The organism is Hydrogenophaga sp., from assembly GCF_018780075.1.
Taxonomy (GTDB): domain Bacteria; phylum Pseudomonadota; class Gammaproteobacteria; order Burkholderiales; family Burkholderiaceae_C; genus Hydrogenophaga.
Genome location: NZ_JADMKB010000037.1, coordinates 110,218 through 136,365, shown reverse-complemented (window position 1 = coordinate 136,365; position 26,148 = coordinate 110,218). Strand labels below are relative to the sequence as shown.

Below are 26,148 nucleotides of genomic sequence, written 5' to 3'. Positions count from 1 at the left end.
GGATGGGACCGGGCACGCGCACGCCGGGCAGCGCGCCGTCGATGACGCAAAGCGCTGCATGCAGGCCGAGCACACAGGCTGGGCCGGCCACCGTCCGCACACCTGGCAAGTGCCGGGCAGCGAAAACGCGTACTCGAGTGGCGGAAGCAGACGGGTCATGGTGGCGCCAATATACTGGCGCCAGCCCCGCAAGGGCCTTCATCATCACCTGCCTTCCCGTTGAACCACGCACCCGAAGACATCCCTGTGCCCGGCCTCGATCCTGTGGCCGCGGAGCGGTGGTTGGCACGCATCCGCGATCAGAGCCCCTGGCTGCATGAAGAGGTGGCCCGTCGCATGATCGACCGGTTGCAATGGTTTCGCGACCCTCCCGCCAGCTGGCTGCATTGGGAGCCGGTGCTCGGTGGCCTGCAGGCCCATCGCACTCTGGCGGAGCGTTTGCCAGCCGCCCGTTGCCAAGTGGCGGCGCACGACACACCGCGGGCCCTGGAGGCGACCAGGGAACCGGCCCGGCGTTCGTGGAACCCCTTGCAGTGGAAGCGGGGCCATGTCGCTGCCGGGGTCGACACGCCGGTCGCGATGCTGTGGGCCAACATGGCATTGCACCAGGTCGCCCGTCCGCAACCCCTGCTCCGACAGTGGCATGGGCAGATCCAGACCGATGGATTCCTGATGTTTTCCTGCCTGGGGCCCGACAGCCTTCGGGAGCTGCGTGCGGTGTACGCCCGGGCGGGGTGGCCCGATCCTGCGCACGCATTCACCGACATGCACGACTGGGGCGACATGCTGGTGCACAACGGTTTCGCGGAGCCCGTGATGGACATGGAGCGCATCTCGCTGTCCTACAGCGGCGCAGGCCCCTTGCTGGACGAACTTCGATCGCTCGGGCGCAACCTCAACACCGCCCGCTTCGGGGCGCTGCGCGGGCGTGCCTGGCGGCAAGAGCTGGAGCAGGCCATTGACCAGGGCCTGCCGAGGTCCGAGGACGGCCGCCTGCTGCTGACGTTTGAAGTCATCTATGGCCACGCCTTCAAGGCAGCCCCCCGCCCCCCGCGGGGTGACAGCCAGTCGGTGTCGATGGATGAGATGCGCGCCATGCTGCGCGACCGTCGCTCTTGAGACTCAGGGCACCGCCCTGCGCGGCAGGCCCCAAGGGCGGCGGCCGTCAAACCGTGGTTTTCGACGGCTACAATTGACATAAATCAAACCGCTCTGGCGGGTTTTTTGCCACGTCTGTGCGTGTTCGTGCGCCATTGGTGTCCACGTTCTGTCGTCGGGAAAGCATCGGCATGGTGATCTGAATGGCCTCGCTTTGGTGTTCGCCGATGGCGTGCGCCGGATCCTCTGGCGCATTGCTTGGGGTCACCGAGGCAGCTTGGCAGCGGGTCCGTGTTGTGCGCTCCCTGGTGTTGACCTGATTTTCTGGAGCCAAGCATCTCGCAGGTGTTGCCCTTTTCAGCCTTGGAGTTGCTGGAGCCGGGTGCGGTTTCAGGATGCGCGGTGGCGGTCGGTTCATGCAAGCGGGTCGTTTTGTGCGACCCGCATGTGCGTCCTGTGCTGGCCCTCGAATGGAGGGTTGGACCGAGAAGTGTTTGGGTGATGGTTGGGTATTCCCTGAGTGGGCGGCCCCCGGAAATTTTGTTCTAATCAGCATTGATATAAATCAATACTTATATTTGAGGCGTTAAACGTGAGTACGACAAAACAGACGGGTGATTCTTTGCTTGATCGACTGGGTGGCCTGCGCACCATGGCTTCCTCGCTGACCTTCGGTTCTGCGGTCTGGGTGACTGAAGCGGCCCATGCCGTGAATGACCTGCCTGGTGGCCCAGCGGTCAATCAACTCAATTTTGCCCCTGCTGCCACCAAGATCGCTGAAGAGCAGCACTGGCTTCACTGGTTCATGATGATCATCTGCACGGTGATCTTCGTGATCGTCTTCGGGGTGATGTTTTATTCCATCCTCAAGCACCGCAAGTCGGTCGGTCACAAAGCGCAGGAGTTGCCCGAGCCGATCTGGGTCGAACTCGGATGGACCATCGTTCCGCTGCTGATCGTGATCGGCATGGCACTCCCGGCCACCAAGGTGCTGGTGGCCCAGAAAGACACCACCAACAGCGACATCACCATCAAGGCCACGGGCATGCAGTGGAAATGGGGCTACGACTACATCAAGGGGGAGGGCGAGGGCATCGGCTTCCTCTCCACGCTGGACGTGAGCCACCGCGAAATGTCCAACAGCGGCAACCCGCCGGCCACCGACGACTACCTGCTCAAGGTGGACAACCCGATGGTGGTGCCCGTGGGCAAGAAGGTGCGCATCATCACCACGGCCAACGACGTGATTCACGCTTTCATGGTGCCGGCCTTCGGTATCAAGCAGGATGCGATCCCCGGCTTCGTGCGCGACACCTGGTTCCGTGCCGAGAAGACCGGCGATTTCTACGGCCAATGCGCCGAGCTGTGTGGCAAGGAGCACGCCTACATGCCCATCCATGTGAAGGTGGTGTCGGCCGAGGACTACACCAAGTGGGTGGACGGCGAGAACAAGAAAATGGCCGCTTTGGCCGATGATCCTTCCAAGGTGTGGACGCAAGCCGATCTGGTCAAGCGTGGCGAGACCGTGTACGCCGCCAACTGTGCAGCCTGCCATCAGGCCAATGGCAAAGGCGCCGGCCCGATCAAGCCACTGGACGGTTCGGCCGTGGTGCTCGATGCCGACAAGTCCAAGCAGATTGCGGTCCTCCTCAACGGCCAGAACAACGGTGCGATGCCAGCGTGGAAACAGCTGTCCGACACCGAGATCGCTGCCGTGATCACTTACACCAAGAACAGCTGGTCCAACAAGACCGAGCAGTTGGTTCAGCCTGCGGACGTCGTGGCCGCGCGCAAGTGAGCCGGGCACTGATAGCTATTTGAATTCCAAAGGAAACGATGATGAGTGCAGTACTCGATCCCCATGACGCTCACGCGCACGACGACCACCACGATCACCATGCCCCCACGGGATGGCGCCGCTGGGTCTACGCCACCAACCACAAAGACATCGGCACGCTGTACCTGTTGTTCGCGTTCACCATGCTCATGGTGGGCGGCGTGCTCGCGTTGCTGATCCGCGCCGAGCTGTTCCAGCCGGGCCTGCAACTGGTCAACCCCGAACTGTTCAACCAGCTCACCACCATGCACGGCCTGATCATGGTGTTCGGCGCCATCATGCCGGCCTTCGTGGGCTTCGCGAACTGGATGATCCCGCTGCAGATTGGCGCGTCCGACATGGCCTTCGCCCGCATGAACAACTTCAGCTTCTGGCTGATGATTCCGGCCGCCTTGATGCTGGTGTCCTCGTTCTTCATGCCGGGCGGGGCCCCCGCTGCCGGCTGGACGCTGTACGCGCCGCTGACCCTGCAGATGGGCCCCTCGATGGACGCCGGCATTTTCGCCATGCACATCCTGGGTGCGTCGTCGATCATGGGTTCGATCAACATCATCGTGACCATCCTCAACATGCGCGCGCCCGGCATGACGCTGATGAAGATGCCGATGTTCTGCTGGACCTGGCTGATCACCGCCTACCTGCTGATCGCCGTGATGCCCGTGCTGGCCGGCGCCATCACGATGACGCTGACCGACCGCCATTTCGGCACCAGCTTCTTCAACCCCGCTGGCGGCGGTGACCCGGTGATGTACCAGCACATCTTCTGGTTCTTCGGCCACCCCGAGGTCTACATCATGATCTTGCCGGCCTTCGGCATCGTGAGCCAGGTCGTGCCCGCGTTCTCGCGCAAGAAGCTGTTTGGCTACGCCTCCATGGTGTACGCCACGGGCTCCATCGCCATCCTGTCCTTCGTCGTGTGGGCTCACCACATGTTCACCACCGGCATGCCGGTGACCGGCCAGCTGTTCTTCATGTACTCGACCATGCTGATCGCCGTGCCCACGGGCGTGAAGATCTTCAACTGGATCGCGACCATGTGGAAGGGTTCGATGACCTTCGAGACCCCGATGCTGTGGGCTGTGGGCTTCATCTTCGTGTTCACCATCGGCGGCTTCACGGGCCTGATCCTGTCCATGGCGCCGATCGACATCAACTTCCAGGACACCTACTACGTGGTGGCCCACTTCCACTACGTGTTGGTGGCCGGTTCGCTCTTTGCCATGTTTGCCGGCATCTACTACTGGTTGCCCAAGTGGACCGGTGTGATGTACAGCGAAACGCGCGGCAAGATCCACTTCTGGTGGTCGATGATTTCGTTCAACGTCACCTTCTTCCCGATGCACTTCCTCGGCTTGGCCGGCATGCCCCGTCGTTATGCCGACTACCCGATGCAGTTCGCCGACTTCAACGCCATCGCGTCGGTGGGTGGTTTCTTCTTCGGTTTTGCGCAGGTGTACTTCTTCATCGCGGTGGTGATCCCGGCCATGCGCGGTCAAGGCTCCAAGGCTTCGCAGAAGCCTTGGGAAGGTGCCGAGGGCCTGGAGTGGGAAGTGCCTTCGCCGGCGCCGTTCCACACTTTCGAAACCCCGCCCAAGCTCGATGCCACCGCCACCAAGGTGATTGGCTGAATTGCCCCGCGTTGAAGACACAGAATTGGCCATGTCCTCCGACCAAAAAAAGCAGAACGCCCGTCTGGGCCTGATCCTCGCGTCCGTGGCCGTGGTCTTTTTCCTCGGCTTCGTGGGCAAGATGGTGTTGCTGGGCGGCTGATCGGCTTGTATGGGACTGCGTCGAGAAAACTTCAAGATGGTGGGCAAGCTCGGCGTGATCGCGCTGGGCATGTTCGCGTTTGGGTACGCGCTCGTGCCCATTTACAAAGCCATCTGCGAAGCCACCGGCATCAATGTGCTGGCGTTGGCCGAGCGCGAGGTGCCCGGGGCCAAGCCGAAGGCCGCGCTCAACACCCAGGTGGACACCTCGCGCACGATCACGGTGGAGTTCGATGTCAACGCCCGTGGCCCGTGGCATTTCAAGCCTGCGGTGCGGTCGTTGCAGGTTCACCCCGGTGAACTGACCACCGTGATGTATGAGTTCCAGAACATCCAGAACCGGACGATGGCCGCGCAGGCCATCCCGAGTTACGCACCGATGCAGGCCGCGTCCCACTTCAACAAGCTGGAGTGCTTCTGCTTCACGCAGTACACGCTAGCGCCGGGGGAGAAAAAAGCCTGGCCGGTGGCGTTTGTGATTGATCCGCGCCTGCCCAAGGACGTCTCCACGATCACGCTCTCGTACACCTTTTTTGAGGTGGGTGGCAAGGTGCCACAGGCGCCGCAGGATGTGGCCAAGGTACCTGTGGTGGCCCCGGTCGTCGGGCCCGGGGGCGCGGTATGAGCACACCCGCTCACCAGCGCAAGGGCTCGGTGCTGGGCACGGTCAAGGCCGTGCTCTGGGGCTTCCTGGGCGTGCGTCGCAACACGGACTACCAGAACGATGTGGCGCGCCTCAACCCGGTTCACCTCATCGTGGTGGGGATTGTGATGGCGCTGATTTTTGTCCTGTCCCTGATCCTGATTGTCAGCTGGGTGGTGGGTTGAGCCCTTCACCGGTTGTTCATTGATTTCCGATATCCATACAAGCGAAAGCACTTAGGAGTGAGCATGTCAGCAGCAACACACGGCACGACGCCCTATTACTTCGTCCCCGGACCCTCGCGGCACCCGGTGATGGCGGCCATTGGCCTTTTCTTCGTGATCCTGGGCGCGGGCCAGTGGGTCAATGGCGCCGACTGGGGCATGTATTCGCTGGCCTTTGGCATGGCGTTCTGGCTGATCGTGCTGTTCCAGTGGTTCCGTGAATCGGTGTCCGAGAGCGAAGGTGGCATGTACGGTCACAAGATCGACCTGTCGTACCGCTGGAGCATGAGCTGGTTCATCTTTTCAGAGGTGATGTTCTTCGGTGCTTTCTTCACCGCGCTCTGGTGGGCCCGTGTCCACTCGGTGCCTGCGCTCGGCAACATCGAGAACTCCCTGATTTGGCCCGATTTCACCTCGGTGTGGCCGAGCCTGCAGGCCGGTGCCACCGCTTCGCCCGCCGGGATCGTGGAGCCGTTCCAGACCATGGGGCCTTTCTGGCTGCCCACCATCAACACCGCGCTGCTGTTGACCTCCGGCGTGACGCTGACGATTGCCCACCATGCCCTGCAGGCCGGCAACCGCGGCAAGACCATCGCCTTCATGTGGATGACGGTCATCCTGGGCATCGTGTTCCTGTTCGTTCAGGGTTACGAATACGCCCACGCCTACAGTGTTTACAACCTGAAGCTGACCTCCGGCATCTTCGGATCCACGTTCTTCATGCTCACCGGCTTCCACGGCTTCCACGTGTTCGTGGGCATGTTGATGCTGCTGTTCATCACGCTGCGGCTCCAGAAAGGTCACTTCACGGCCCAGCGCCATTTCGGATTCGAAGGCGCGGCCTGGTACTGGCACTTTGTGGACGTGGTCTGGCTTGGCCTGTACATCCTCGTGTACTGGATGTGAACGCCCGGTTCCGGGCGGGATCGCCAGGAACCGGCCCAAAAAAGCGCCTCATGGCGCTTTTTTTGTTTCAACCCTTGAGGGGCAACCCGGTGGGTTGAATCCAGCCCATCCAGTAGCTGATGAGCACGACCAGGAACAGCAGGATGGAAAACCCGACGCGGAACGCGAGCGCGCGCGCCATGTGGTTCTTGCGCGGGGCCTCCGTGGGGTTGTCCGAGGTCGAGCCGCCGCGCATCATGAACACCAGCGCGGCCGCCAGACTGCCCAGGATGGCCACAAAGGCCACAATCACGATGTAGGTCATGGCCGGATTATCGGTGCATTGACCACCTCGGCCGTGCCGCTGCTCCCACCACCCATTGCCCTCGCATGCCTTCCAAGTCCCCCCGCTTCCGCTTCTGGCTCATCACGGTGGCCGCCGTGCTGAGTGCAGGATTGACCGCGTCCCTGGGCCTGTGGCAACTGTCGCGCGCGGCCCAGAAACAGACGCTGGAGGACCGCATCAACGAGCGGGCCGCGCTGTCGCCCTTGGGCGAGACCGGGTTGCCTGACGAAGCCGCTCTGGACGAGGCATTGCACCGACCCGTGCTGTTGCGCGGTGAATGGGTGCCCGAGGCCAGCGTGTTTCTGGACAACCGTCCCATGGGCGGACGCAGCGGGTTCATCCTCGTCACGCCCTTGCGGCTCAAGGGCAGCGGGCGGTCGCTGCTGGTGCAGCGAGGCTGGGTGCCGCGCGACTTCACCGACCGCAGCAAGGTGCCGGTGGTGCCCACGCCCGAGGGTTGGGTCGAGGTGAGCGGGCGATTGGCCCCGCCGCCGAGCCAGCTGTTCGAGCTGGGCGAAGCGGAGCGCGGGCCCATCCGGCAAAATCTCAGCATCGACGGCATGTCCCGGGACACTGGCCTGTCGTTGATGCCCGTGTCGGTGCTGCAGACCGGCGTGTCGCCGGAAGGCCTGCTGCGCGACTGGCCGCGCTTCGAAGCGGCGGTGCAAAAGCACCACGGCTACGCGGCCCAGTGGTTCGCTATGTGCGCGGTCATCGCCGGCCTGTATGTCTGGTTCCAATTGATTTCTCCCCGTCGATCACACTCTTCCCATGGCCCAGACCCCCGATGAACCCCTGACCCTCACGGTCCACAGCCTGCCGCGCGCGGACGTTTCCGACACGGCGGCCATGACCCGTTCTGGTCGCTGGAAGATGCTCCTGCTGCTGCTGGCTTGCGCGGCACCGGTGATCGCGTCGTACTTCACCTACTACGTGATCCGGCCGGAAGGACGGCGCAACTATGGCGAACTCATTGATCCCCAGTTGCCTCTGCCCGCGTTCACCGGTGTGGACGCGAACGGCCGCGCGGTGCCGCTGACCCAGCTCAAGGACCAGTGGCTCTTCATCAGCGTTGCCGACTCGGCCTGCGACGATGCCTGCCAGAAGCACCTGTATGTGCAGCACCAGCTGCGTGAAGGCCTGGGCAAGGACAAGGACCGCCTGGACTGGGTCTGGCTTCGCACGGGGGCGCCTGAACTCGCCGAACCGCTGAAGAAGGCCACCGCCAGCGCCACGGTGTTGCACGTGGATGCGAAGCTGCTGGCGACCTGGCTCACCCCCGCCGCGGGCCAGCGGCTGGAGGACCATCTGTACGTGGTCGATCCGATCGGCAACTGGATGATGCGTTTCCCTGCGCAGGCCGATCCGAAGCAGATCAAGCGCGACCTGGATCGCTTGTTGCGCGCCTCCGCGTTCTGGGACAAAGGCGGTCGAGTGGGTGTGGCGGCCGTGAACGGCGGTTGATGGATGTCCATGAACACGCCCGCCCTGTACGACTTCGCGCCGGTCGCCCGCCTGATGCTGCTGGGTGTGGTGATCGCCTTGGCCCCGCTGGCCTGGGTGTGGCTGCGCAACCGGCAGGCGAGCGTGGCGCACCGGCTGCAGGTGCTCACCCTGCTCACCCTGTTTCTCACCTTTGACCTGGTGCTGTTCGGAGCTTTCACCCGCCTGACCGACTCGGGGCTGGGCTGTCCCGACTGGCCCGGGTGCTACGGCAGCGTGAGCCCGGTGGGGGCCAGCGCCGCCATCACCGCCGCCCAGGAGGCCATGCCCACCGGCCCGGTCACGTTCTCCAAAGCCTGGGTCGAGATGGTCCACCGCTACCTGGCCACGGCCGTTGGCGTGTTGATCCTGGTGCTGGCCGCCGTGAGCTGGGTGGAGCGGCGGCGCTTGAGTGTGTCGTTTGGCTGGCCGCTGCTCACGCTGTTCTGGGTGTGCCTTCAGGGCGCTTTCGGGGCCCTCACGGTCACCATGAAGCTCTTCCCCGCCATCGTCACCCTGCACCTGCTCGGTGGGCTGGTGCTGCTGGCGCTGCTGCGCGCGCAGGCGGTGTCGTATCAAATGACCGCGCCCGACAGCACCGGGCGGGTTCCACTGGACCACCCGACCCGCGCGGCGTTGGTGCTGGTGTACGCACTGCTGTGGATGCAGATCGCGCTGGGCGGCTGGGTCAGCACCAACTACGCGGTGCTCGCCTGCAGCGAGTTCCCCACCTGTCAGGGCGGCTGGTGGCCGCCGATGGACCTGCGCGAAGGTTTCTCGCTGTGGCGCGCGCTGGGCATGAACGCCGAGGGCCAACCCATCACATTCGCCGCGCTCACCGCCATCCACTACGTGCACCGGCTGGCGGCGTATGCCGTGCTGGCCGCGCTGGGCTGGATGGCATGGCGCCTGTGGTCGGTGCCTGCGATGCGGACCACCGCGCGCTGGGTGCTGGCGCTGCTGCTGTGGCAGTTCGCCAGTGGGCTCACCAACGTCGTGTTCGACTGGCCCCTGCTGGCCGCCGTGGGCCACACGGCCGGCGCGGCGGGGCTGGTGATCGTGCTCACTGGCGCCGTGTTCGGCACCCGCAGCGCCCACGACACCGTGAGCGCACCCCGATTCAACGTTTCCCGATCGACCTGATGAGCACCGCGAATCCTTCCACCCTTGCCGCGCCGCTGTCCGTGTGGCGCCAGTTTCATGCGCTGACCAAGCCCCGCGTGATCCAGTTGATCGTGTTCTGCGCGCTGATTGGCATGGTGCTCGCCGTGCCCGGTGTGCCCAGCTGGACGCAGGTGCAGCTGGCGGCCTGGGCCTCGCTGGGCATCTGGCTGGTGGCCGGCGCGGCGGCGGCCTTCAACTGCGTGGTCGAGCAGCAGATCGACGCCAAGATGCGGCGCACCGCCTGGCGGCCCACGGCCAAGGGCGAGCTGGGCAACCTGCAGACACTGAGCTTTTCGGCCGGGCTGTGTGCGCTGGGTTCGGCCATCCTGTATTTCCTGGTCAACCCGCTCACCATGTGGCTGACCTTCGCCACCTTTGTCGGCTACGCGGTGATCTACACCGTGATCTTGAAGCCGCTGACGCCGCAGAACATCGTGATCGGCGGTGCTTCGGGCGCCATGCCGCCGGTGCTGGGCTGGGCCGCCATGACCGGCGTGGTTGCGCCGGAGGCGCTGATCCTGTTCCTCATCATCTTCCTCTGGACGCCGCCGCACTTCTGGGCGCTGGCGCTGTACCGCGTCGAGGACTACCGCAAGTCCGGCCTGCCCATGCTGCCGGTCACGCACGGTTCGGAGTTCACGCGGTTGCAGATCCTGCTCTACACCTTCGTGCTGTTCGCCGCCTGCCTGATGCCCTTCATCATGCGCATGAGCGGCTGGTTCTACCTCGCGGTGGCGGTGGTGCTCAGCATCGGTTTCTGTGGCTACGCCATCGCGCTGTGGCGCCACTACTCCGATGCGCTGGCCCGAAAGACCTTCCGCTTTTCCCTCATCCACCTGTCGCTGCTGTTCGCCGCGCTGCTCATCGATCACTACCTGCCATGATCCGTTCCAACCTTGGCTTTCGCCGGCCATTTCTCGCCCTGTGTCTGGTCGCTGCGGGGCTGGGTCTTGCGGGCTGCAAAGACGCGCCCAGCTTCAGCGCCGTGGACATCACCGGTGCCGACTACGCCACCGGTTTTTCGCTCACCGACCACAACGGCCAGGCGCGCACCCTCGCGGATTTCAAGGGAAAGGTGGTCGTGATCTTCTTCGGCTACACGCAATGCCCTGACGTGTGCCCCACCTCGATGACCGAGCTGGCACAGGCCAAACAGCTGCTCGGGGCCGACGGCGACAAGCTGCAAGGCCTGTTCGTCAGCGTGGACCCCGAGCGCGACACGCCGGAGATCATGAAGGCCTACATGGCGAATTTCGACCCGGGTTTCCTGGCGCTCTACGCGGCCCCCAACGCCTTGCCCGAACTCACCAAGAGCTTCCGCATCTACTACAAGAAGGTCGAGGGCAAGACGCCCACCAGCTACACCATGGACCACTCTGCCGGCAGCTACGTGTACGACACGCAAGGCCGTGTGCGCCTGTACACCCGCTACGGCGGCGGCGCACAGGCACTGGCCGACGACGTGAAGAAGCTGCTGGCGGAGTGAGCGCCGAGGCTTCAGCAACAACGTCGTCGGTAGAATCCCCGCGGGCACCCATCGGGGTGCCTTTTTAACTTCAGGGAGTTGTTGATGTCTCGTTCGTTCGTTCAAGCCGCCGCATGGGGGCTCGTGTCCGTGGTGCTGGTCGCATGTGGTTCCAGCCCCGAAAAATCCGCTGCGTCGTCGGTACCGGAAGCGCCCAGCAAGTACACGCAGGCCTATGTTTCAGCGATCTCAGTCACCCTGGTGGACGCTGCGCCAGACAGCAAGCGTCTTGAGGACAAACAGGTGTTTGAAAAGAAGCTGCCCGGCGTGATCCAGGCGGCATTGAAAGAAAACGGCCTTCAGGTGCTGAGCGAACACCCGGGACAGCGCGAAGGCGCGGTCGTGGTCCAGGCCAAACTCAGCTACGACCCGGGCAATCAGGCCTTGCGCTGGGTTGGCGGCATTGTGGGCGCGGGCAAAGCCACGGTGGACATCACCCTGGAGGCCACGGACGCCAGCTCGGGCAAGGTGGTCGCGTCGAAGCAGGAAAGTGACACCAAACGCGGCGGGATGTTCGGTGGCAACTTCTACGAAGACGCGGCCGAGACGCTGGGGGACACCACCGAAGAGCTGGTCGAGGACCTGGCGGCCATCAAGCGCTGAGCCACACCGCGCGCCTCAATCCACCTTCGCCCCGCTGAGCTTGACCGCGCGCTCGTACTTGGCGCGCTCGCTGTTCAGAAAGCCGGCAAAGGCTTCGGGCGAGCTCGGTGCGGGTTCGGCCATCAAGGCGGCGAAACGGCTCCTGACCTCGGGTGATTTCAGCGCTTCGGTGAACGCGGCGTTGAGCTTGCGCACGGTGTCGGCCGGTGTGCCGGCGGGCGCGACCAGGCCCCACCAGGTGTCGATCTCGAATCCCTTGAGCGTCTCGGCCACCGCAGGCACATCGGGCATCGCCGCGCTGCGTTGCGCGGTGGTCACGGCCAGCGCCCTCAGCTTGCCGGCGCGGATGTTGGCCGAGGCGGTGGCCAGGTTGTCGAAGTTGAAATCGACCTGACCCGAGAGCAGACCGAGCTGCGCCGGGTTGCCGCCGTTGTAGGGAATGTGCACCGCGAACACGCCGGCCTGGTGCTTGAACATCTCGCCCGCCAGGTGGCCCGCGCTGCCGTTGCCGCCCGAGCCGTAGTTGAGCTTGCCCGGGTGGGCCTTGGCGTAGCGGATCAGGTCGGCCAGCGTGGCGATGTTCAGGCGCTGCGCCGCTTCGGCGTTCATCACCAGCACGTTGGGCACGCGCAGCATCTGCGTGACCGGCGCGAAGTCTTTCACCGGGTCGTAGGGCAGCTTGGAGAACAGCCAGGGGTTGATGCCGTGCGACGCGGTGGTCGCGATGCCCAGCGTCAGGCCGTCGGGCGCGGCCTTGGCCACCGCCGCCACGCCGATGTTGCCGCCCGCGCCGGGCCGGTTGTCCACGATCACCGTGCCCAGCGAGCCCTTCACCGTCTCGGCCAGGATGCGCGCCGTCACGTCGATCGGCCCGCCGGCTGCGAAGGGCACGACGATGCGCGTGACTTTGTCGGTCTGGGCCCACGCAAGGGCCGGGGCGGCGGCGACCGCCAGGGTCAGGGCCGTGCGGGCAATCAGCTGGCGGCGGGTGTTCACTGGAAGACCCTCCGTGCTGCGCACTGCGGGGCGAGCGCCCTTCGGAACGGCCGGGCGGGCGCTCATGCTTTGTCCTTGGCGCTGGTGAACGAGTCGGCGTAGAACTCCTCGGGCGGCAGGCCGGCCTGGGCGGTGTACTGCGCACGGGCCGAATCCACCACGATGGGCGCGCCGCAGGCGTAGACCTGGTGGCCCGAGAGATCGGGGAAGTCCTGCAGCACCGCGCTGTGCACGAAGCCGGTGCGGCCGGTCCAGGCGTCTTCGGGCAAGGCGTCCGAGATCACCGGCACATAACGCAGGTTCGGCATGGTGGCCAGCTGGGCCTCGACCCAGGCGTTCTGGTACAGGTCGGACGGGCGGCGGCCGCCCCAGTACAGCGTGGCCGGGCGGGTGATGCCCTTGTGCTGCATGTGTTCGATCAGCGCCTTGATCGGTGCGAAGCCGGTGCCCGAGGCCAGCAGCACCAGGGGCTTGTCGCTGTCTTCGCGCAGGAAGAAGCTGCCGTAGGGTCCCTCGATGCGCAGGATGTCTTTTTCCTTCATGGTGCCGAACGCGTGGTCGGTGAACTTGCCGCCGGGCATGTGGCGCAGGTGCAGCTCGACCCAGTTGCCGCTGGCCTGCGTGTGGGGCGCGTTGGCCATGGAATAGCTGCGGCGGTCGCCGTCGCGCAGCAGGAACTCGACGTACTGGCCCGCGTGGTACTGGAAGGCGTCGGCCGCCGGCAGCTGCAGCTTGAGCACGATCACGTCGTGCGACACGCGCTCCAGGCTGCTCACGCGCACCGGCATCTTTTTGATCGGGAAGGCGCCGGCCTCGGTGACCTGGCGCGATTCCAGCGTCACGTCCGATTGCGCCACGCCGCAGCAGGTCAGCACGTAGCCCGCCGCTTCCTCTTCAGCGCTCAGCGCCTTGGCCTGGTGCGGGCCGTGGGCCACGCTGCCGCTCACCAGCTTGCATTTGCAGGAGCCGCAGGCGCCGTCCTTGCAGCCGTAGGGCAGGCCGATGCCCTGGCGGATGCCCGCGGCGAGGATGGCTTCGCCGGACTCGGCGCTGAAGACACGGCCACTGGGCTCGACGGTGATGGTGAAGGTCATGGTTTGAAAAGGGCTAAAGTGGTTGTCTCGGTGGTGCATGGCTTCGGCGTCGATCGGCCAAGCAACCCGCCATTCTCGCAAATCTGGCTTTGGCATGAACCCTTCTGGCGCTCTCCCTGCACGCTTCCGCCGCGAGCGGGTGCTCATCATCGGCTGCGGCGACGTGGGCCAGCGCGCGGCGCGCGCGCTGGGGTCGGGCCGGCGGATGCGCCTGCTGGCGCTCACCTCGTCGCCCGAGCGCAACGCCGACCTGCGCGCCCAGGGCATCACGCCGCTGCAAGGCAACCTCGACGATCCGCGCAGCCTGCAGCGCCTCGCCGGCCTGGCCACGCGGGTGTTGCACCTCGCGCCACCGCCCTCCGAAGGCCAGACCGACTGGCGGCTCGACCCCCGCACGCGGGACCTGGTGCGCGCCCTGGCCCGGCGCTCGGTGCCGGTGTCGCTGGTCTATGGTTCCACGACCGGCGTGTACGGCGACAGCCAGGGCCGCTGGGTGGATGAAGCCACGCCCACGCAGCCCAAGACGCCTCGGGCCTGGCGCCGTGTTGATGCCGAGGCCTCGGTGCACTGGCTCGGCCGCGCGCTCGGCGTGCGCACCTCGGTGCTGCGCATTCCCGGCATCTACGCCCCCGACCGCGCCGGCGGCACGCCGCGCGAGCGCTTGCAGCGCGGCACGCCGGTGCTGAGGGCGCAGGACGATGTCTACACCAACCACATCCACGCCGACGACCTGGGCCGCGCCTGCGCGCTCGCCCTGTGGCGCGGCCGGCCGCAACGCAACGTCAACGTCGTGGACGACAGCCAGTTCCTGATGGGCGACTACTTCGACATGGCGGCCGACCTGTACGGCCTGCCGCGCCCGCCGCGCATCGCCCGCGACGCGGCGGGCGACCAGCTGCCGCTGATGCTGCTGAGTTTCATGAGCGAGTCGCGCCGGCTGGACAACCAGCGCATGAAGGCCGAACTGCGACTGAGCCTGCGTTACCCGACGGTCAACGAAGGGTTGCGCTCCTGAAGGCGCTCCAAACGGTTTTTCATGGCTCCGGAGCGCCGCGCCGACGCATGAAACGGTGCAACCCAAGGGCACCGCCGGGCCGGCTTTGCCGGACGGCCAGTGCCGTCCCCCTCCCGCCGAAGGCGAGAGAGGGGGGTGACGCAAAGCGGCGCGGGGGGTGTCTCACTTCAGCCCGGTCCCGAGGTGACGATCAACGCGGCGGTGTGCAGCAGGTACACCGCCACCAGCACGCGGCCCGCCGTCTGGCCGAGCTGGGTCGGTCGCTGCGGAACGCGTCCCACCCAGTAGAGGCCCAGGGCCAGCGCGGCCATCACCGCCAGGTCGCGCACCAGCACCGTGGTCTCCACGTCCAGCGGTTCGATCAGGCCCGCCAGCCCGGCCACGGCCAGTGTGTTGAACAGGCCCGCGCCCAGCACATGGCCCAGCGCAATGTCGTCTTCGCCCTTGCGAGCTGCGGCGATGCAGGTGGCCAGCTCGGGCAGCGTGGTGCCCAGCGCCACCACGGTGAAGCCCAGCGTCAGGTCGCTGACGCCCAGCCCGTGCGCCACGTCCACCGCGCCCCACACCAGCAGCGCCGAACCGCCCGCCAGCACCAGCAGCGCGAGCAAGACCCGGCGCACGGCCTGACCCCGAGCCAGCGGGAGGGTGGGCATTTCCTGCGCGGTCTCGCGCGCCAGCTCGTCGGGTTCGCTGCGGCGCGACTGTCGCCACGACCAGACCAGCAGCGCCACGAAACCCGCCAGCAGCAGCGCAGCGTCGAGCCGGGAGAGCACGCCGTCGGCCACCAGCAGCGCGGTCAGCACAATGGCGGCGAGCAGCAGCGGCAACTCGAGGTGCAGCACCGGCGAGCGGGCTGCGATGGGCGCCACCAGCACCGTCACACCCAGCACCAGCGACATGCTCACGATGTTCGATCCCCAGGCGCTGCCCAGCGCCAGCGCCGGGTGGTCCTGCAGCGCCGCCGTGACCGCCACCGCCAGTTCGGACGCCGACGAGCCGAAGCCCACCACCACCAGCCCCACCAGCAACGGCGACCACCCGGCGCGCTGGGCCAACGCCGAGGCGCCGTCCACCAGCCGTTCGGCGCCCCACACCAGCAGGATCAGGCCGGCCAGCAAGGCAGGGATGGACAGCAGCATGGCGCGGGGTTCATGGGTTGTTGGACAATGGGCTCATTGTGTCAGCACCGCGCTGGCCGATGACGCCCTTCGCATGTCAGCCACCCTGCCACCGATCACCGAACCACCACCACCCACGGTCCGTCCGCCCAGCTTCTGGGACTCTCCCTGGCGCGCCCGGGTCGGACTCACGCTGGCGGCGGTGCTGGTCATGCTGTTGCTGCTGTGGTTGTGGCGGCCCTGGCTGCTGTTGCCCGGCACGCAGCCGCTGGTGATGGAAGGCGGCGACCCCTACCTGCGTGCGCTGATGCGCACCATCTCGGCCAGCGAATCCAATGTGCGGCGGCCCTACCACGTGATGTATGGCGGTGACTACGTGGGCACGCTGGACCGGCACCCCAACCGCTGCGAGTCGATCGGCCAGGGGCCGAACCGGGGCAACTGCTCCACCGCCGCCGGGCGTTACCAGCTGCTCTACAGCACCTGGCTGGAGCTGGCGGCGAAGTACCACCCGCAGCGCACCGACGATGCGATGGACGCCGTGGGCCTGAGCTTCGCCCCGGTGTACCAGGACGAGGTGATCCACGCCTGGCTGTCCGAGTCGCGCTGGGGCAACCTGCCGGCCCAGTTGCGCCAGGGGCGTATCCAGCCCGTGTTGCGGCGCCTCTCGGGCACCTGGACCAGCCTGGGCTACGGCATCGAGAACAACAGCATGAGCCGCGAACTGCCCAAGGTGTACCAGGGCCTGGTGAAGGACGAACTCGCGCGCGCGGGCACTGCGGAGAACCGTCCGGTCAAGGACCAGCCCAAAGCCCGCACGGCGAAAACCGACCGGAGCTGAGGGCGCGCGCCCGCGCAGGCCTTCACGCCAGCCTCGGCTTTCAGGGCGCCGCCGGTGCCCGCGCCACCAGCACCACAAACTCGGCCGGCACCGCATACCCGGTCCCCACATGCCACGGGGCGAGCGACGCCAGGTAGCGCTCCCGCACCCGCTCCCGCGTGGCCTCGTCAAAACGCGACCAGGCCAGCGCCACCGGGCCGCCGACCAGCGCGGCGTCACAAGCCTGCCCGCCGTCTTCGTAGGTCAGCGTGCTGCGCAGCCGGTGCTCCTCGACGGGCGCCAGGCTGGCCTCGGCGCACAGCCGTGCCAGCGCCCCCGCCTGCCCGAGGCGGAAAAACAGCGGGCAGACCTCGCTGGACACCTCGGCGTCGACGATGCCCAACACGCCCGCCCAGCCGCAGCGGGCGCGCTCGCCCCACACCGACGCCACCAGGCGACCGCCCGGACGCAGCACGCGCCGGGCCTCGCTCAACACGTGCTCGGGCCCGGGCACATACATCAGACCCAGCGAGCACAGCACCGCGTCCACGCTGCCGTCGGCCACCGCCAGGTGCTCCGCGTCCATGCGGGTGAAGCCGGCGTTGCTCACGCCCTGCCGTTGGGCCTGCTGCGCGGCCAGGGCGACCATCTCGCCCGACAGGTCGGTGCCCAGCGCGTGGCCCGACGGCGCCACCGCCCGCGCCGCCGCGAGGGTCACCAGGCCGGTGCCGCAGGCCAGGTCCAGCACCCGCTCACCCGGCCGCAAGGCCGCGCCGGTCAGCAGCGCCGCCTGCACACCCGCCAGCTGCGCGCCCCACAGCCCTTCGTAGCCCGGGGCCGCGAGGTCCCAGCCGTAGCGCTGGACACGGCGTTGCAGCCTCGGTTCCATGGTTCAGCGCACGGTGATCACGATTTCCAGGTACTCGCTGGGCACGACCAGCGAGGCGGCGCCCGCCCGGTTCAGGCTTTCCAGCAGCTCGATCAGCTCCCGCTCCAGCGTCTGTGCCTGCTCGGCCGGCAGCGCGGCGAAGGCCTTGTGCACCGGCCCGTACCAGTCGCGAAACACCTCGACAAAATGGGCGGCGGAGCGGTAGCGGAAGTTGAAATGGCGCGGCGTCACCTGGAGGCCCGCCGCGCGATCCCCGAACAGGTCCGCCACATGCGGCTCCACCCCCCACAAGGACGGCGGCGACACGCCGGCGGGCGGTGGCAGGTGGCGCCCCAGCACCTTGAACATGCGGCCCACCAGGCTGTCGGGCGTCCAGTTGGCCAGGCCGATGCGCCCGCCGGGGCGGCAGACGCGGGCCATCTCGGCGGCCGCCCGACGCTGGTCGGGCGCGAACATGACGCCGAAGGTTGACAGCACCGCGTCGAAGCTGCCGTCCGCGAAGGGCAGGGCCTCGACATCGGCGACCTGGAACTGCACGTTGAGCCGCTCGGCGCGCGCCCGCTCGGCGCCGCGTTCCAGCAGGCTGTTCACGTAGTCGGTGGAGGTGACGAGGCACCCCCGGCGCGCCGCGGCCAGGGTGGCGTTGCCGTTGCCGGCGGCCACGTCGAGCACCCGCTCGTCGCAGCGCAGGTCACAGGCCTCGGCCAGTTGCTCGCCGACGATCTGCAGCGTGGTGCCGATCACGGCGTAGTCGCCGCTGGCCCATGCGCCTTGTTGCCGGGTCTTGAGGGCAGAGAAATCAACGGGGGCGTTCATGGGGTGTCTCCAGTGGGTTGGGGGTGGAGGCACTGTGGCCCTTCGGGCGCGCCACGTCCTGCCCCGGCGTCGGCCTTGGCTGCTCCATCGTCCGGCCGGGCGGCCTGGCGTGGGTGCACCCTGTCCGAGCGTCCCGCCGCCTTGCCCCTTCGTCCACCGGCGCACGGACGCGGCGCGCGCCACTGGTCAACCCGACCCGCAACTTCCACAATGCGGTCAGACCCCATCCACCGGAGCCTCCCCATGAGCGCCACCGCCATCGCCGCCGCCCTGCAACGGGTGCAATCGGTTTTTCAGCGCCGTCCCGAGGCGGGCCTGCACGAAGACGCGCCTGCCCTGTCGCGCTGGACCGGCGGCATGCGGGTGGTCACGCATCACGCCGATGGCCACGCGGTGAGCACCGACATGCCGCTGGAGCTCGGCGGCAGCGGCGACCAGGTGAGCCCCGGCTGGCTGATGCGCGCGGGTCTGGCCTCGTGCACCGCCACGCGCATCGCCATGTCGGCGGCCACCGAGGGCATCGTGCTCGACCTGCTGGAGGTCGAGGCGGGCAGCCGCAGCGACGCCCGTGGCCTGCTGGGCATGAGCGGGGTGGACGGCCGCCCGGTGCCCGCAGGCCCGCTGGACATGCGGCTGCGGGTGCGGCTGTCCGCCCGGGGGGTGGCGGCCGAGCGGCTGCATGCGCTGGTCGAGGCCAGCTGCCGCCACTCTCCGGTGGGCGGCGCCATCGAAACCGCCATGCCCATCGACCTGCAGATCGACGTGCCGGCCCACTGATGGACGCCCTGTCCGAGACCTTGCGGGTGGTGCGCCTGGTCGGCGCGATCTTCATCCACGGGCGCTTCACCGCCCCCTGGTGCTACCAGTCGCCCCACGCCGACGCTGCGGCGCCCTTGCTGGAGCCCCACGCCGAGCGGGTGGTGATCTTCCACCTGATCACCGAGGGCGACTGCTGGGTCGAACTCGACGGCCAGCCGCCGGTGCATCTGATCGCGGGCGACGCCGTGGTGTTTCCGCAGGGCCACGCGCACCGCATGGCCTCCGAGCCCGGCCTGGCGCCGGCATCGGGCGCGCGGCTCGACGAGGTGCTGTCACGGCGCCCGCGCCTGCTGGCCTATGGCGGCGGCGGTGCGGGTTGCCGGCTGGTCTGTGGTTACCTGGCCTGTGACGCCCGCCTGGCGCGCATGCTGCTGAGCGGCCTGCCCCCGCTGCTGCGCGTCAACGTGCGCGGCTCCAACGCCGGCACCTGGCTCGAAGCCTCGCTGCGTTATGCCCTGGCCGAAGCGCGCTCGCCACGACCGGGGGGCGCCGGCGTGCTGGCCAAGCTGGCCGAAGTGCTGTTCATCGAGGTGCTGCGCATCTACATGAACGAAGCATCGAGCCCGGACGGCCACACCGGCTGGCTGGCCGGCGTGAACGACCGCGTCGTCGGTGCCGCGCTCAAGGCGATCCACGCCGCCCCCGCGCAGGCCTGGACGCTGGAAACCCTCGCGCGTTCGGCCAACACCTCGCGTTCGGTGCTGGCCGAACGGTTTCAGCAACTGGTGGGCAGTTCGCCCATGCACTACCTGGCGCAGTGGCGCATGCTGCTGGCCAGCCACCTGCTGTGCCGCAGCAACGCGCCCCTGGCGCACATCGCCGAAGAGGTCGGCTACCAGACCGACACCGCGTTCAGCCGTGCCTTCCGGCGCGAGTTCGGGCAGCCGCCCGCCACCTGGCGCCGCCAGCACGGTCAGCGCGGCCAACGCGAGGGGTTGCCCCACTGACCGCGTGACAAACAAAAAAGGCCGCACAGCGAAAACTGTGCGGCCTTGTCTGTGGTGCCCGGGGCCGGAATCGAACCGGCACGCCTTGCGGCGGGGGATTTTGAGTCCCCTGCGTCTACCAATTTCACCACCCGGGCGTTGACTGTGTGGAGCGCGAAATTATGGCACAGTGGCGCCCATGAACTATCCGACGATTGAAGATGCCATCGGTCACACGCCACTGGTGGCGCTGCAGCGCATCGGCGCCGCCGACCACCAGGCACGGGGCAATGTGGTGCTGGGCAAGCTCGAAGGCAACAACCCGGCCGGCTCGGTGAAGGACCGCCCGGCGCTCTCGATGATCCAGCGCGCCCAGGAGCGCGGCGAGATCCAGCCCGGCGACACGCTGATCGAAGCCACCTCGGGCAACACCGGCATCGCGCTGGCGATGGCCGCCGCCATCAAGGGCTACCGCATGGTGCTGATCATGCCGGAGGACCTGTCGATCGAACGCGCCCAGACCATGAAGGCGTTCGGCGCCGAGCTGATCCTCACACCCAAGAGCGGTGGCATGGAGTACGCGCGCGACCTGGCCGACAAGATGGAAAAAGAGGGCAAGGGCCGGGTGCTCGACCAGTTCGCCAACGCCGACAACCCGCGCATCCACTATGAAACCACCGGTCCCGAGCTCTGGGAGCAGACCGGCGGGCGCATCACGCACTTCGTGAGCGCCATGGGCACCACCGGCACCATCACCGGCGTCTCGCGGTTTCTGAAAGAGAAGAACCCGGCGATCCGCATCGTCGGTGCGCAGCCCAGCGAGGGCTCGCGCATCCCCGGCATCCGCAAGTGGCCGCAGGAGTACCTGCCCAAGATCTACGATCCCTCCGGCGTGGACGAGCTGGTGCTCGTGAGCCAGAGCGACGCGGAAGAGATGTGCCGCCGGCTGGCGCGCGAAGAAGGCATCTTCGCCGGCATCTCGGCCGCGGGCGCCTGCTGGGTGGCGCAGCAGATCGCGAGCCAGGTCGAGAACGCGACCATCGCCTTCATCGTCTGCGACCGCGGCGACCGCTACCTCTCGACCGGCGTTTTCCCCGCTTGACCGCATGAGCGCCGCGCCGGACCGCCCCAAGCAAGCTCGCACCGCAGCTCGAAGAGCGGAGGTTGCCTGATGAGCGCGGAGTTTCGTTTCTGCCCCAGCTGCGCCACACCGCTGGCCCTCGTCGGCAGCGAGGAAGACGGCGGTTACAAGGAGCGCCTGCGTTGCACGGCCTGCGGCTTCACGCACTGGAACAACCCCACACCCGTGCTGGCCGGCATCGTGCAGGTGGGCGACAAGGTGCTGCTGGCCCGCAACGCGGCCTGGCAGAACCGCATGTTTGCCCTGATCACCGGTTTCATGGAGGCGGGCGAGACGCCGGAAGAGGGCATTCGGCGTGAGATCGCCGAAGAGACGGGGCTGACCGTCACCGCCTTGCGCCTGGTGGGCGTGCACGATTTTCAGCGCATGAACCAGGTGCTCATCACCTACCACGCACTGGCCGAGGGCGAGATCCGGCTGTCGCCCGAGCTGGTCGAATACAAGCTGCTGCCTCCCGAACAGGTCAAGTGCTGGCCCGCGGGCACCGGGCTCGCCATGGCCGACTGGTTGCGCTCCTTGGGCATCGAACCGCAGTTCATGGAACTGCCGCCCAGCTGACACGGCATGGCGGCGCATACCAATTGATACATTTTTGACGGACCAGCGGCTGGCCCGCTTAAAATTTGCCATCTACAGGAAACCGCCATGAACGCCACCAGAGAACTCGATGCCCGCGGCCTGAACTGCCCGCTGCCCATTCTGAAGGCCAAGAAGGCTTTGTCCGACATGACCAGCGGCCAGACACTGAAGGTGATTGCCACCGACGCCGGGTCGGTCCGTGACTTCCAGGCGTTTGCCAAACAGACCGGCAACGAGTTGCTGGAGCAGGCCACCGAGGGCAGCGACTTCATCACGGTGCTCAAACGCCGCTGAAGCGTCGGTTCAGGGGGTTGCGGTGAGCCGCAATCGCCACCGATCTTTACCCCCATGGAAGTCCTGCTGATTGATCCGCTGGTTCCCGAAGCGCTGAGCTGGCTTCAGGAACGGCACGAAGTGACCGTTCTCCCCGAGCTGGGAGACGATCCGATGGCCTTGCGCGCGCAGGTCTACAAAACACGCGCGCTGGTGCTGCCGCCCCATGTGGTGGTGTCCAGAGAGTTTCTGGACTTTGCGCCGCTGCTCAAGGTGGTCGCGCGCATGCAGATCTCCAGCGACAACACCGACTTGGAGGCGTGTGCCCGGCGGCAGGTGCGGGTGGTGCAGGCGCGCAGCGCCACCGTCCGCTCCAACGCGGAGTACCTGCTCTATGGTCTCCTGATGCTGTACCGGCGTGGCATGGTGAGCGCGCTGCTGGGCCGCAAGCTGGCGCAGGTGCGCATGGGGCGCGAGCTGGCGGGCAGCACGGTGGGCCTGCTCGGCCTGGCGCCCGTGGCGCACACGCTGGCGCCCATGCTCAAAGGCCTGGGGGTGCGCCTGCTGGGTTACGACCCCGCGGTGCACCACGCGGCGCCCATCTGGGAGAAGCTGGGCGTTGAGCCCACCTCCGTCACCGATTTGCTGGCCCGTTCCGACGCGATCTCATTGCAGGTGGTCTACGCCTCGCGTTTTCGCGGCTGGATCAACGAGCGACTGCTCAACCATTGCAAGCCGGGGCAGCTCTGGGTGGGCGTGAGCCGCAGTTCGCTGTTCGATGCCGAGGCGCTGGCGCTCGCGCTGACCGATGGGCGCATCGATGCCTGCCTGCTCGACGGAGCCCACCCGGGCCTGGCCGCGCCGGGCACGCCGTTGCACGACATCCCCAACCTGCACCTCACGCCCCGCCTGGGTTCGCACACCCGGGAAGCCAAGCTGCGCGCCAGCTGGTACGTGGCGCACCGCATCCACGAATCGCTGTCGCCCACCGTGGTGCGGAGCGAGTTGCCGCTGAGCGACTTCTCGGTGCTGGACAGCCTGGACAGCTCGCCCGATCCCGAGTGGCCGCAGATCGAGACGCCCTCTCAATGGAGCGCGATGGCCCCGGGTGATGCCCCGCGCTGAGGCATCGCCCGCGGGCTGATCACAGGCGCGCGAGCTGCTCGCGCACCTTGGCCAGCGTGGCCGTGAAATCGGCCAAACGTTTCCTTTCCTGCTCCAGCACCGCCGCCGGCGCCTTGGCCACGAAGGCCTCGTTGCCCAGCTTGCCGTTGGCCTTGACGATCTCGCCTTCGAGGCGCGCGGCTTCCTTGGACAGGCGGACCTTCTCGGCGGCCACGTCGATTTCCATGAACAGGCAGAGGCGGGCGTCGCCCACCACCGCCACGGGCGCGGCTTGCGCGGCAGCGGCCCAGGCGGCCTCGTCGTCAAACACCTTCACTTCGTTCAGCTTGGCGAGGGCCTGCAGCACCGGCCCGGCGGCCTGCATGAAGGCCGTGTCGCCCAGCACATACAACGGCAGGCGCGTGGCCGGCGACACGTTCATCTCGCCGCGCAGCGTGCGGCAGGCGTCCACCAGGCTCTTGAGCTTGGCCACATGGGCCTCGGCCTCGGTGTCGATGCGCTCGGGCTGGCTCACCGGGTAGGCGGCGATGCTGACCGATGCACCGGCACGGCCGGCCACGGGAGCGACCTTTTGCCACAGCTCTTCGGTGATGAAGGGAATGACCGGGTGCGCCAGGCGCAGGATGGTTTCCAGCGTTCGGATCAGGGTGCGGCGCGTGGCGCGCTGCTGCGCTTCGTTGCCGGTGTTGATCTGCACCTTGGCGATTTCCAGATACCAGTCGCAGAACTCATTCCAGACGAAGTCGTAGACCGTGTTGGCCACGTTGTCCAGGCGGTACTCGGCGAAGCCCTGGGCCACCTCGGCCTCGACGCGCTGCAGCTTGGAGACGATCCAGCGATCGGCCTGGCTGAAACTCAGGTAGCCGTGCGCCGGGCCACCGACTTCGCAGTCGGCCTTGGTGTGCTCCTTCAGGCCGCAGTCCTGGCCTTCACAGTTCATCAGCGTGAAGCGGGTGGCGTTCCAGAGCTTGTTGCAGAAGTTGCGGTAGCCCTCGCAGCGCTTGCTGTCGAAGTTGATGCTGCGGCCCAGCGAGGCCAGCGCGGCGAAGGTGAAGCGCAGCGCGTCGGCGCCGTAGGCTGGAATGCCTTCAGGAAACTCCTTTTCGGTCTGCTTGCGCACCTTGGGCGCGGTCTCGGGTTTGCGCAGGCCGATGGTGCGTTTCTCCAGCAGGGGCGCGAGCGAGATGCCGTCGATCAGGTCCACCGGGTCGAGCACGTTGCCTTCGCTCTTGCTCATCTTCTGACCCTGCGCGTCGCGCACCAGGCCGTGGATGTAGACGTGCTTGAACGGCACGCGGCCGGTGAAGTGCGTCGTCATCATGATCATCCGGGCGACCCAGAAGAAGATGATGTCGTAGCCGGTGACCAGCACGCTGCTGGGCAGGTAGAGGTTGTAGTCGTCGGTGGCGGCCTCGCCTTGTTCAGGCCAGCCCATGGTGCTGAACGGCACCAGCGCCGACGAGTACCAGGTGTCCAGCACGTCTTCGTCGCGTGTCAGCACCTTGCCGGCGCCGGCCTGGGCCTGGGCGTCTTCGAGACAACGCGCCACGTAGACCTGGCCCTGCTCGTCGTACCAGGCCGGGATCTGGTGGCCCCACCAGAGCTGGCGGCTGATGCACCAGTCCTGGATGTTGTTCATCCACTGGTTGTAGGTGTTGACCCAGTTCTCGGGCACAAACGTCACCTCGCCCGACTGCACGGCGGCAATGGCCTTGTCGGCGATCGAGGTACCACTGGTGTTGTGTTCATTGCCCTTGGAGGTCATGGCCACGAACCACTGGTCGGTCAGCATGGGCTCGATCACCTGGCCGGTGCGGGCGCAGCGCGGCACCATGAGCTTGTGTTTCTTGACCTCGACCAGCAGGCCCTCGGCCTCCAGCTGGGCGACGATCTGCTTGCGCGCGACGAAGCGGTCCAGGCTCACGTAGGCGGTCGGGATGTCAGACGCTTCGGCGGCAGACACCTTGGCCTCCAGGCTGAAGATGGTCAACATGGCCAGGCCGTGGCGCTGGCCCACCTGGTAGTCGTTCGGGTCGTGGGCCGGTGTGACCTTGACCACGCCGGTGCCGAAGGCCTTGTCCACATACGCGTCGGCGATCACGGGCACGAGGCGGCCGGTGATCGGCAGCTTGACCTGCTTCCCGATCAGGTGGGCGTAGCGTTCGTCTTCCGGGTGCACCATCACGGCGGTGTCACCGAGCATGGTCTCGGGGCGCGTGGTGGCGACCACCAGCGACTCGGTGGAGCCGTCCACGGGGTAGCGGATGTGCCAGAGCGAACCGTCTTCCTCCTCGCTCTCCACTTCGAGGTCCGACACGGCCGACATCAGCACCGGGTCCCAGTTCACCAGCCGCTTGCCGCGGTAGATCAGGCCCTGCTGGTACAGCTTCACGAAGGTGTCGGTGACGACCTTGCTCAGCTTGTCGTCCATGGTGAAGTACTCGCGGCTCCAGTCCACGCTGTCACCCATGCGGCGCATCTGTGTGGTGATGGTGTTGCCACTCTGCTCTTTCCACTCCCACACCTTGGCGACGAAATTCTTGCGGCCCAGGTCGTGGCGGCTGAGCTTCTGCTCCTGCAGCTGGCGCTCCACCACGATCTGCGTGGCGATGCCGGCGTGGTCGGTGCCGGGCACCCACGCGGTGTTGAAGCCGCTCATGCGGTGGTAGCGCGTCAGCGAGTCCATGATGGTCTGGTTGAACGCGTGGCCCATGTGCAGCGTGCCCGTCACGTTGGGCGGCGGCAGCTGGATCGCGAAGTTCTTGCCCTGCGCGGCGGCCTCGGCGCTGGGGGCGGAGGTGCCCCGGAAACCGGCCACGCCGTAGCCGCGTTGCTCCCACTCCGGCCCCCAGTGGGCTTCGAGCGCGGCGGGCTCGAACGATTTGGAGAGCGATTGCAGGCCGGGTTGGAGCAGGGTGTCAGACATGGGGGTGGGCGCAAAAAGTGCAACGGCGCCCCGCA

Annotated in this window: 28 protein-coding genes and 1 tRNA gene; 21 read left to right on the top strand and 8 right to left on the bottom strand. The window is 67.0% G+C overall.

The window, feature by feature from the left end; genetic code table 11:
* Positions 1-219: 219 nt before the first annotated feature.
* From IV088_RS08960 to IV088_RS08930, 7 genes are all read left to right on the top strand, one after another.
* A complete protein-coding gene (locus tag IV088_RS08960) occupies positions 220-1,119 on the top strand; it encodes a biotin synthase (protein ID WP_291100698.1) in 900 nt (299 codons plus the stop codon).
* Positions 1,120-1,750: 631 nt separating this feature from the next.
* Positions 1,751-2,896 carry a cytochrome c oxidase subunit II gene (gene coxB / locus IV088_RS08955; protein WP_291100868.1) on the top strand — a complete coding sequence of 382 codons (1,146 nt, stop codon included), beginning with the start codon at positions 1,751-1,753 and terminating at the stop codon, positions 2,894-2,896.
* Positions 2,897-2,937: 41 nt separating this feature from the next.
* A complete protein-coding gene (gene ctaD / locus IV088_RS08950; RefSeq protein WP_291100696.1) occupies positions 2,938-4,563 on the top strand; it encodes a cytochrome c oxidase subunit I in 1,626 nt (541 codons plus the stop codon).
* A 31-nt stretch (positions 4,564-4,594) separates the two neighbouring features.
* The gene (locus tag IV088_RS08945) at positions 4,595-4,705 is read left to right on the top strand and encodes a cytochrome oxidase small assembly protein (protein WP_291100694.1); all 111 of its coding nucleotides are present in this window, start codon (positions 4,595-4,597) and stop codon (positions 4,703-4,705) included.
* Between the two features lie 9 nt (positions 4,706-4,714).
* A complete protein-coding gene (locus IV088_RS08940; protein WP_291100691.1) occupies positions 4,715-5,329 on the top strand; it encodes a cytochrome c oxidase assembly protein in 615 nt (204 codons plus the stop codon).
* Entirely contained in the window at positions 5,326-5,532 is a 207-nt protein-coding gene (locus tag IV088_RS08935) for a DUF2970 domain-containing protein (protein WP_291100688.1), read from the top strand. The genes IV088_RS08940 and IV088_RS08935 overlap by 4 nt, the downstream gene beginning before the upstream one ends.
* Positions 5,533-5,595: 63 nt before the next feature.
* A complete protein-coding gene (locus IV088_RS08930; RefSeq protein WP_291100685.1) occupies positions 5,596-6,477 on the top strand; it encodes a cytochrome c oxidase subunit 3 in 882 nt (293 codons plus the stop codon).
* Positions 6,478-6,544: 67 nt separating this feature from the next.
* On the opposite strand, the gene IV088_RS08925 is transcribed toward IV088_RS08930, so the two are convergent.
* Complete coding sequence (locus tag IV088_RS08925) at positions 6,545-6,781, bottom strand: twin transmembrane helix small protein (RefSeq protein ID WP_291100682.1); 237 nt, start codon at positions 6,779-6,781, stop codon at positions 6,545-6,547.
* Between the two features lie 65 nt (positions 6,782-6,846).
* Here IV088_RS08925 and IV088_RS08920 point away from each other — a divergent pair, with 65 nt between their 5' ends.
* The 6 genes from IV088_RS08920 (at position 6,847) to IV088_RS08895 (ending at position 11,576) form a co-directional block, all read left to right on the top strand.
* Positions 6,847-7,593 (top strand): SURF1 family protein, encoded by a 747-nt coding sequence (locus tag IV088_RS08920; protein ID WP_291100679.1) that lies wholly within the window; start codon positions 6,847-6,849, stop codon positions 7,591-7,593.
* Complete coding sequence (locus IV088_RS08915) at positions 7,574-8,266, top strand: hypothetical protein (RefSeq protein WP_291100676.1); 693 nt, start codon at positions 7,574-7,576, stop codon at positions 8,264-8,266. The genes IV088_RS08920 and IV088_RS08915 overlap by 20 nt, the downstream gene beginning before the upstream one ends.
* 9 nt (positions 8,267-8,275) lie before the next feature.
* Positions 8,276-9,427 (top strand): heme A synthase, encoded by a 1,152-nt coding sequence (locus IV088_RS08910; RefSeq protein WP_291100674.1) that lies wholly within the window; start codon positions 8,276-8,278, stop codon positions 9,425-9,427.
* Positions 9,427-10,332 carry a heme o synthase gene (gene cyoE, locus IV088_RS08905; RefSeq protein WP_291100671.1) on the top strand — a complete coding sequence of 302 codons (906 nt, stop codon included), beginning with the start codon at positions 9,427-9,429 and terminating at the stop codon, positions 10,330-10,332. The genes IV088_RS08910 and cyoE overlap by 1 nt, the downstream gene beginning before the upstream one ends.
* Positions 10,329-10,934 (top strand): SCO family protein, encoded by a 606-nt coding sequence (locus IV088_RS08900; RefSeq protein WP_291100668.1) that lies wholly within the window; start codon positions 10,329-10,331, stop codon positions 10,932-10,934. Before cyoE ends, IV088_RS08900 begins: the two co-directional genes overlap by 4 nt.
* Before the next feature lie 84 nt (positions 10,935-11,018).
* Positions 11,019-11,576 (top strand): DUF4410 domain-containing protein, encoded by a 558-nt coding sequence (locus tag IV088_RS08895; protein WP_291100666.1) that lies wholly within the window; start codon positions 11,019-11,021, stop codon positions 11,574-11,576.
* A gap of 15 nt (positions 11,577-11,591) precedes the next feature.
* Here the strand turns inward: IV088_RS08895 and IV088_RS08890 are convergent, their stop codons facing one another.
* Together IV088_RS08890 and IV088_RS08885 are read right to left on the bottom strand one after the other, a co-directional pair.
* Complete coding sequence (locus IV088_RS08890; RefSeq protein WP_291100663.1) at positions 11,592-12,572, bottom strand: tripartite tricarboxylate transporter substrate binding protein; 981 nt, start codon at positions 12,570-12,572, stop codon at positions 11,592-11,594.
* A 62-nt stretch (positions 12,573-12,634) separates the two neighbouring features.
* Complete coding sequence (locus tag IV088_RS08885) at positions 12,635-13,666, bottom strand: CDP-6-deoxy-delta-3,4-glucoseen reductase (protein ID WP_291100660.1); 1,032 nt, start codon at positions 13,664-13,666, stop codon at positions 12,635-12,637.
* 94 nt (positions 13,667-13,760) lie between these two features.
* On the opposite strand from IV088_RS08885, the gene IV088_RS08880 reads away from it, so the two are divergent.
* Positions 13,761-14,681 (top strand): SDR family oxidoreductase, encoded by a 921-nt coding sequence (locus tag IV088_RS08880; protein ID WP_291100657.1) that lies wholly within the window; start codon positions 13,761-13,763, stop codon positions 14,679-14,681.
* Between the two features lie 167 nt (positions 14,682-14,848).
* Here the strand turns inward: IV088_RS08880 and IV088_RS08875 are convergent, their stop codons facing one another.
* Positions 14,849-15,820 carry a calcium/sodium antiporter gene (locus IV088_RS08875; protein ID WP_291100654.1) on the bottom strand — a complete coding sequence of 324 codons (972 nt, stop codon included), beginning with the start codon at positions 15,818-15,820 and terminating at the stop codon, positions 14,849-14,851.
* Between the two features lie 73 nt (positions 15,821-15,893).
* Here IV088_RS08875 and IV088_RS08870 point away from each other — a divergent pair, with 73 nt between their 5' ends.
* On the top strand, positions 15,894-16,640 hold the full coding sequence (locus IV088_RS08870) for a glycoside hydrolase family protein (protein WP_291100652.1): 747 nt from the start codon (positions 15,894-15,896) through the stop codon (positions 16,638-16,640).
* Positions 16,641-16,680: 40 nt separating this feature from the next.
* Here IV088_RS08870 and IV088_RS08865 read toward each other — a convergent pair whose 3' ends face one another.
* Positions 16,681-17,508 (bottom strand): methyltransferase domain-containing protein, encoded by an 828-nt coding sequence (locus IV088_RS08865; protein WP_291100650.1) that lies wholly within the window; start codon positions 17,506-17,508, stop codon positions 16,681-16,683.
* Between the two features lie 3 nt (positions 17,509-17,511).
* Positions 17,512-18,324 carry a class I SAM-dependent methyltransferase gene (locus IV088_RS08860; protein WP_291100647.1) on the bottom strand — a complete coding sequence of 271 codons (813 nt, stop codon included), beginning with the start codon at positions 18,322-18,324 and terminating at the stop codon, positions 17,512-17,514.
* Between the two features lie 243 nt (positions 18,325-18,567).
* On the opposite strand from IV088_RS08860, the gene IV088_RS08855 reads away from it, so the two are divergent.
* The gene (locus IV088_RS08855) at positions 18,568-19,101 is read left to right on the top strand and encodes an OsmC family protein (protein WP_291100644.1); all 534 of its coding nucleotides are present in this window, start codon (positions 18,568-18,570) and stop codon (positions 19,099-19,101) included.
* Entirely contained in the window at positions 19,101-20,090 is a 990-nt protein-coding gene (locus tag IV088_RS08850; RefSeq protein WP_291100641.1) for an AraC family transcriptional regulator, read from the top strand. The genes IV088_RS08855 and IV088_RS08850 overlap by 1 nt, the downstream gene beginning before the upstream one ends.
* A gap of 52 nt (positions 20,091-20,142) precedes the next feature.
* On the opposite strand, the gene IV088_RS08845 is transcribed toward IV088_RS08850, so the two are convergent.
* A tRNA-Leu gene (locus tag IV088_RS08845) sits at positions 20,143-20,227 on the bottom strand.
* A gap of 41 nt (positions 20,228-20,268) precedes the next feature.
* Between IV088_RS08845 and cysM the strand changes: the two genes are divergently transcribed.
* The 4 genes from cysM to IV088_RS08825 all read left to right on the top strand — a co-directional run bounded on the left by cysM (position 20,269) and on the right by IV088_RS08825 (position 23,187).
* Positions 20,269-21,171 (top strand): cysteine synthase CysM, encoded by a 903-nt coding sequence (cysM, locus tag IV088_RS08840; RefSeq protein ID WP_291100639.1) that lies wholly within the window; start codon positions 20,269-20,271, stop codon positions 21,169-21,171.
* Positions 21,172-21,240: 69 nt separating this feature from the next.
* Complete coding sequence (locus IV088_RS08835) at positions 21,241-21,768, top strand: NUDIX domain-containing protein (protein ID WP_291100636.1); 528 nt, start codon at positions 21,241-21,243, stop codon at positions 21,766-21,768.
* 87 nt (positions 21,769-21,855) lie between these two features.
* On the top strand, positions 21,856-22,083 hold the full coding sequence (locus IV088_RS08830) for a sulfurtransferase TusA family protein (RefSeq protein WP_291100633.1): 228 nt from the start codon (positions 21,856-21,858) through the stop codon (positions 22,081-22,083).
* Between the two features lie 54 nt (positions 22,084-22,137).
* The gene (locus IV088_RS08825; RefSeq protein ID WP_291100630.1) at positions 22,138-23,187 is read left to right on the top strand and encodes an NAD(P)-dependent oxidoreductase; all 1,050 of its coding nucleotides are present in this window, start codon (positions 22,138-22,140) and stop codon (positions 23,185-23,187) included.
* A 19-nt stretch (positions 23,188-23,206) separates the two neighbouring features.
* Here IV088_RS08825 and IV088_RS08820 read toward each other — a convergent pair whose 3' ends face one another.
* The gene (locus IV088_RS08820) at positions 23,207-26,113 is read right to left on the bottom strand and encodes a valine--tRNA ligase (RefSeq protein ID WP_291100627.1); all 2,907 of its coding nucleotides are present in this window, start codon (positions 26,111-26,113) and stop codon (positions 23,207-23,209) included.
* Positions 26,114-26,148: the final 35 nt, after the last annotated feature.

What these genes read in the sequence shown, in the direction of transcription:
- coxB (WP_291100868.1), top strand. Translation starts at nt 1,751, where the DNA reads ATGGCTTCCTCGCTGACCTTCGGTTCTGCGGTCTGGGTGACTGAAGCG.
- ctaD (WP_291100696.1), top strand. Translation starts at nt 2,938, where the DNA reads ATGAGTGCAGTACTCGATCCCCATGACGCTCACGCGCACGACGACCAC.
- IV088_RS08945 (WP_291100694.1), top strand. Translation starts at nt 4,595, where the DNA reads ATGTCCTCCGACCAAAAAAAGCAGAACGCCCGTCTGGGCCTGATCCTC.
- IV088_RS08940 (WP_291100691.1), top strand. Translation starts at nt 4,715, where the DNA reads ATGGGACTGCGTCGAGAAAACTTCAAGATGGTGGGCAAGCTCGGCGTG.
- IV088_RS08935 (WP_291100688.1), top strand. Translation starts at nt 5,326, where the DNA reads ATGAGCACACCCGCTCACCAGCGCAAGGGCTCGGTGCTGGGCACGGTC.
- IV088_RS08930 (WP_291100685.1), top strand. Translation starts at nt 5,596, where the DNA reads ATGTCAGCAGCAACACACGGCACGACGCCCTATTACTTCGTCCCCGGA.
- IV088_RS08925 (WP_291100682.1), bottom strand. Translation starts at nt 6,781, where the DNA reads ATGACCTACATCGTGATTGTGGCCTTTGTGGCCATCCTGGGCAGTCTG.
- IV088_RS08920 (WP_291100679.1), top strand. Translation starts at nt 6,847, where the DNA reads ATGCCTTCCAAGTCCCCCCGCTTCCGCTTCTGGCTCATCACGGTGGCC.
- IV088_RS08915 (WP_291100676.1), top strand. Translation starts at nt 7,574, where the DNA reads ATGGCCCAGACCCCCGATGAACCCCTGACCCTCACGGTCCACAGCCTG.
- IV088_RS08910 (WP_291100674.1), top strand. Translation starts at nt 8,276, where the DNA reads ATGAACACGCCCGCCCTGTACGACTTCGCGCCGGTCGCCCGCCTGATG.
- cyoE (WP_291100671.1), top strand. Translation starts at nt 9,427, where the DNA reads ATGAGCACCGCGAATCCTTCCACCCTTGCCGCGCCGCTGTCCGTGTGG.
- IV088_RS08900 (WP_291100668.1), top strand. Translation starts at nt 10,329, where the DNA reads ATGATCCGTTCCAACCTTGGCTTTCGCCGGCCATTTCTCGCCCTGTGT.
- IV088_RS08895 (WP_291100666.1), top strand. Translation starts at nt 11,019, where the DNA reads ATGTCTCGTTCGTTCGTTCAAGCCGCCGCATGGGGGCTCGTGTCCGTG.
- IV088_RS08885 (WP_291100660.1), bottom strand. Translation starts at nt 13,666, where the DNA reads ATGACCTTCACCATCACCGTCGAGCCCAGTGGCCGTGTCTTCAGCGCC.
- IV088_RS08880 (WP_291100657.1), top strand. Translation starts at nt 13,761, where the DNA reads ATGAACCCTTCTGGCGCTCTCCCTGCACGCTTCCGCCGCGAGCGGGTG.
- IV088_RS08875 (WP_291100654.1), bottom strand. Translation starts at nt 15,820, where the DNA reads ATGCTGCTGTCCATCCCTGCCTTGCTGGCCGGCCTGATCCTGCTGGTG.
- IV088_RS08870 (WP_291100652.1), top strand. Translation starts at nt 15,894, where the DNA reads ATGTCAGCCACCCTGCCACCGATCACCGAACCACCACCACCCACGGTC.
- IV088_RS08865 (WP_291100650.1), bottom strand. Translation starts at nt 17,508, where the DNA reads ATGGAACCGAGGCTGCAACGCCGTGTCCAGCGCTACGGCTGGGACCTC.
- IV088_RS08860 (WP_291100647.1), bottom strand. Translation starts at nt 18,324, where the DNA reads ATGAACGCCCCCGTTGATTTCTCTGCCCTCAAGACCCGGCAACAAGGC.
- IV088_RS08855 (WP_291100644.1), top strand. Translation starts at nt 18,568, where the DNA reads ATGAGCGCCACCGCCATCGCCGCCGCCCTGCAACGGGTGCAATCGGTT.
- IV088_RS08850 (WP_291100641.1), top strand. Translation starts at nt 19,101, where the DNA reads ATGGACGCCCTGTCCGAGACCTTGCGGGTGGTGCGCCTGGTCGGCGCG.
- cysM (WP_291100639.1), top strand. Translation starts at nt 20,269, where the DNA reads ATGAACTATCCGACGATTGAAGATGCCATCGGTCACACGCCACTGGTG.
- IV088_RS08835 (WP_291100636.1), top strand. Translation starts at nt 21,241, where the DNA reads ATGAGCGCGGAGTTTCGTTTCTGCCCCAGCTGCGCCACACCGCTGGCC.
- IV088_RS08830 (WP_291100633.1), top strand. Translation starts at nt 21,856, where the DNA reads ATGAACGCCACCAGAGAACTCGATGCCCGCGGCCTGAACTGCCCGCTG.
- IV088_RS08825 (WP_291100630.1), top strand. Translation starts at nt 22,138, where the DNA reads ATGGAAGTCCTGCTGATTGATCCGCTGGTTCCCGAAGCGCTGAGCTGG.
- IV088_RS08820 (WP_291100627.1), bottom strand. Translation starts at nt 26,113, where the DNA reads ATGTCTGACACCCTGCTCCAACCCGGCCTGCAATCGCTCTCCAAATCG.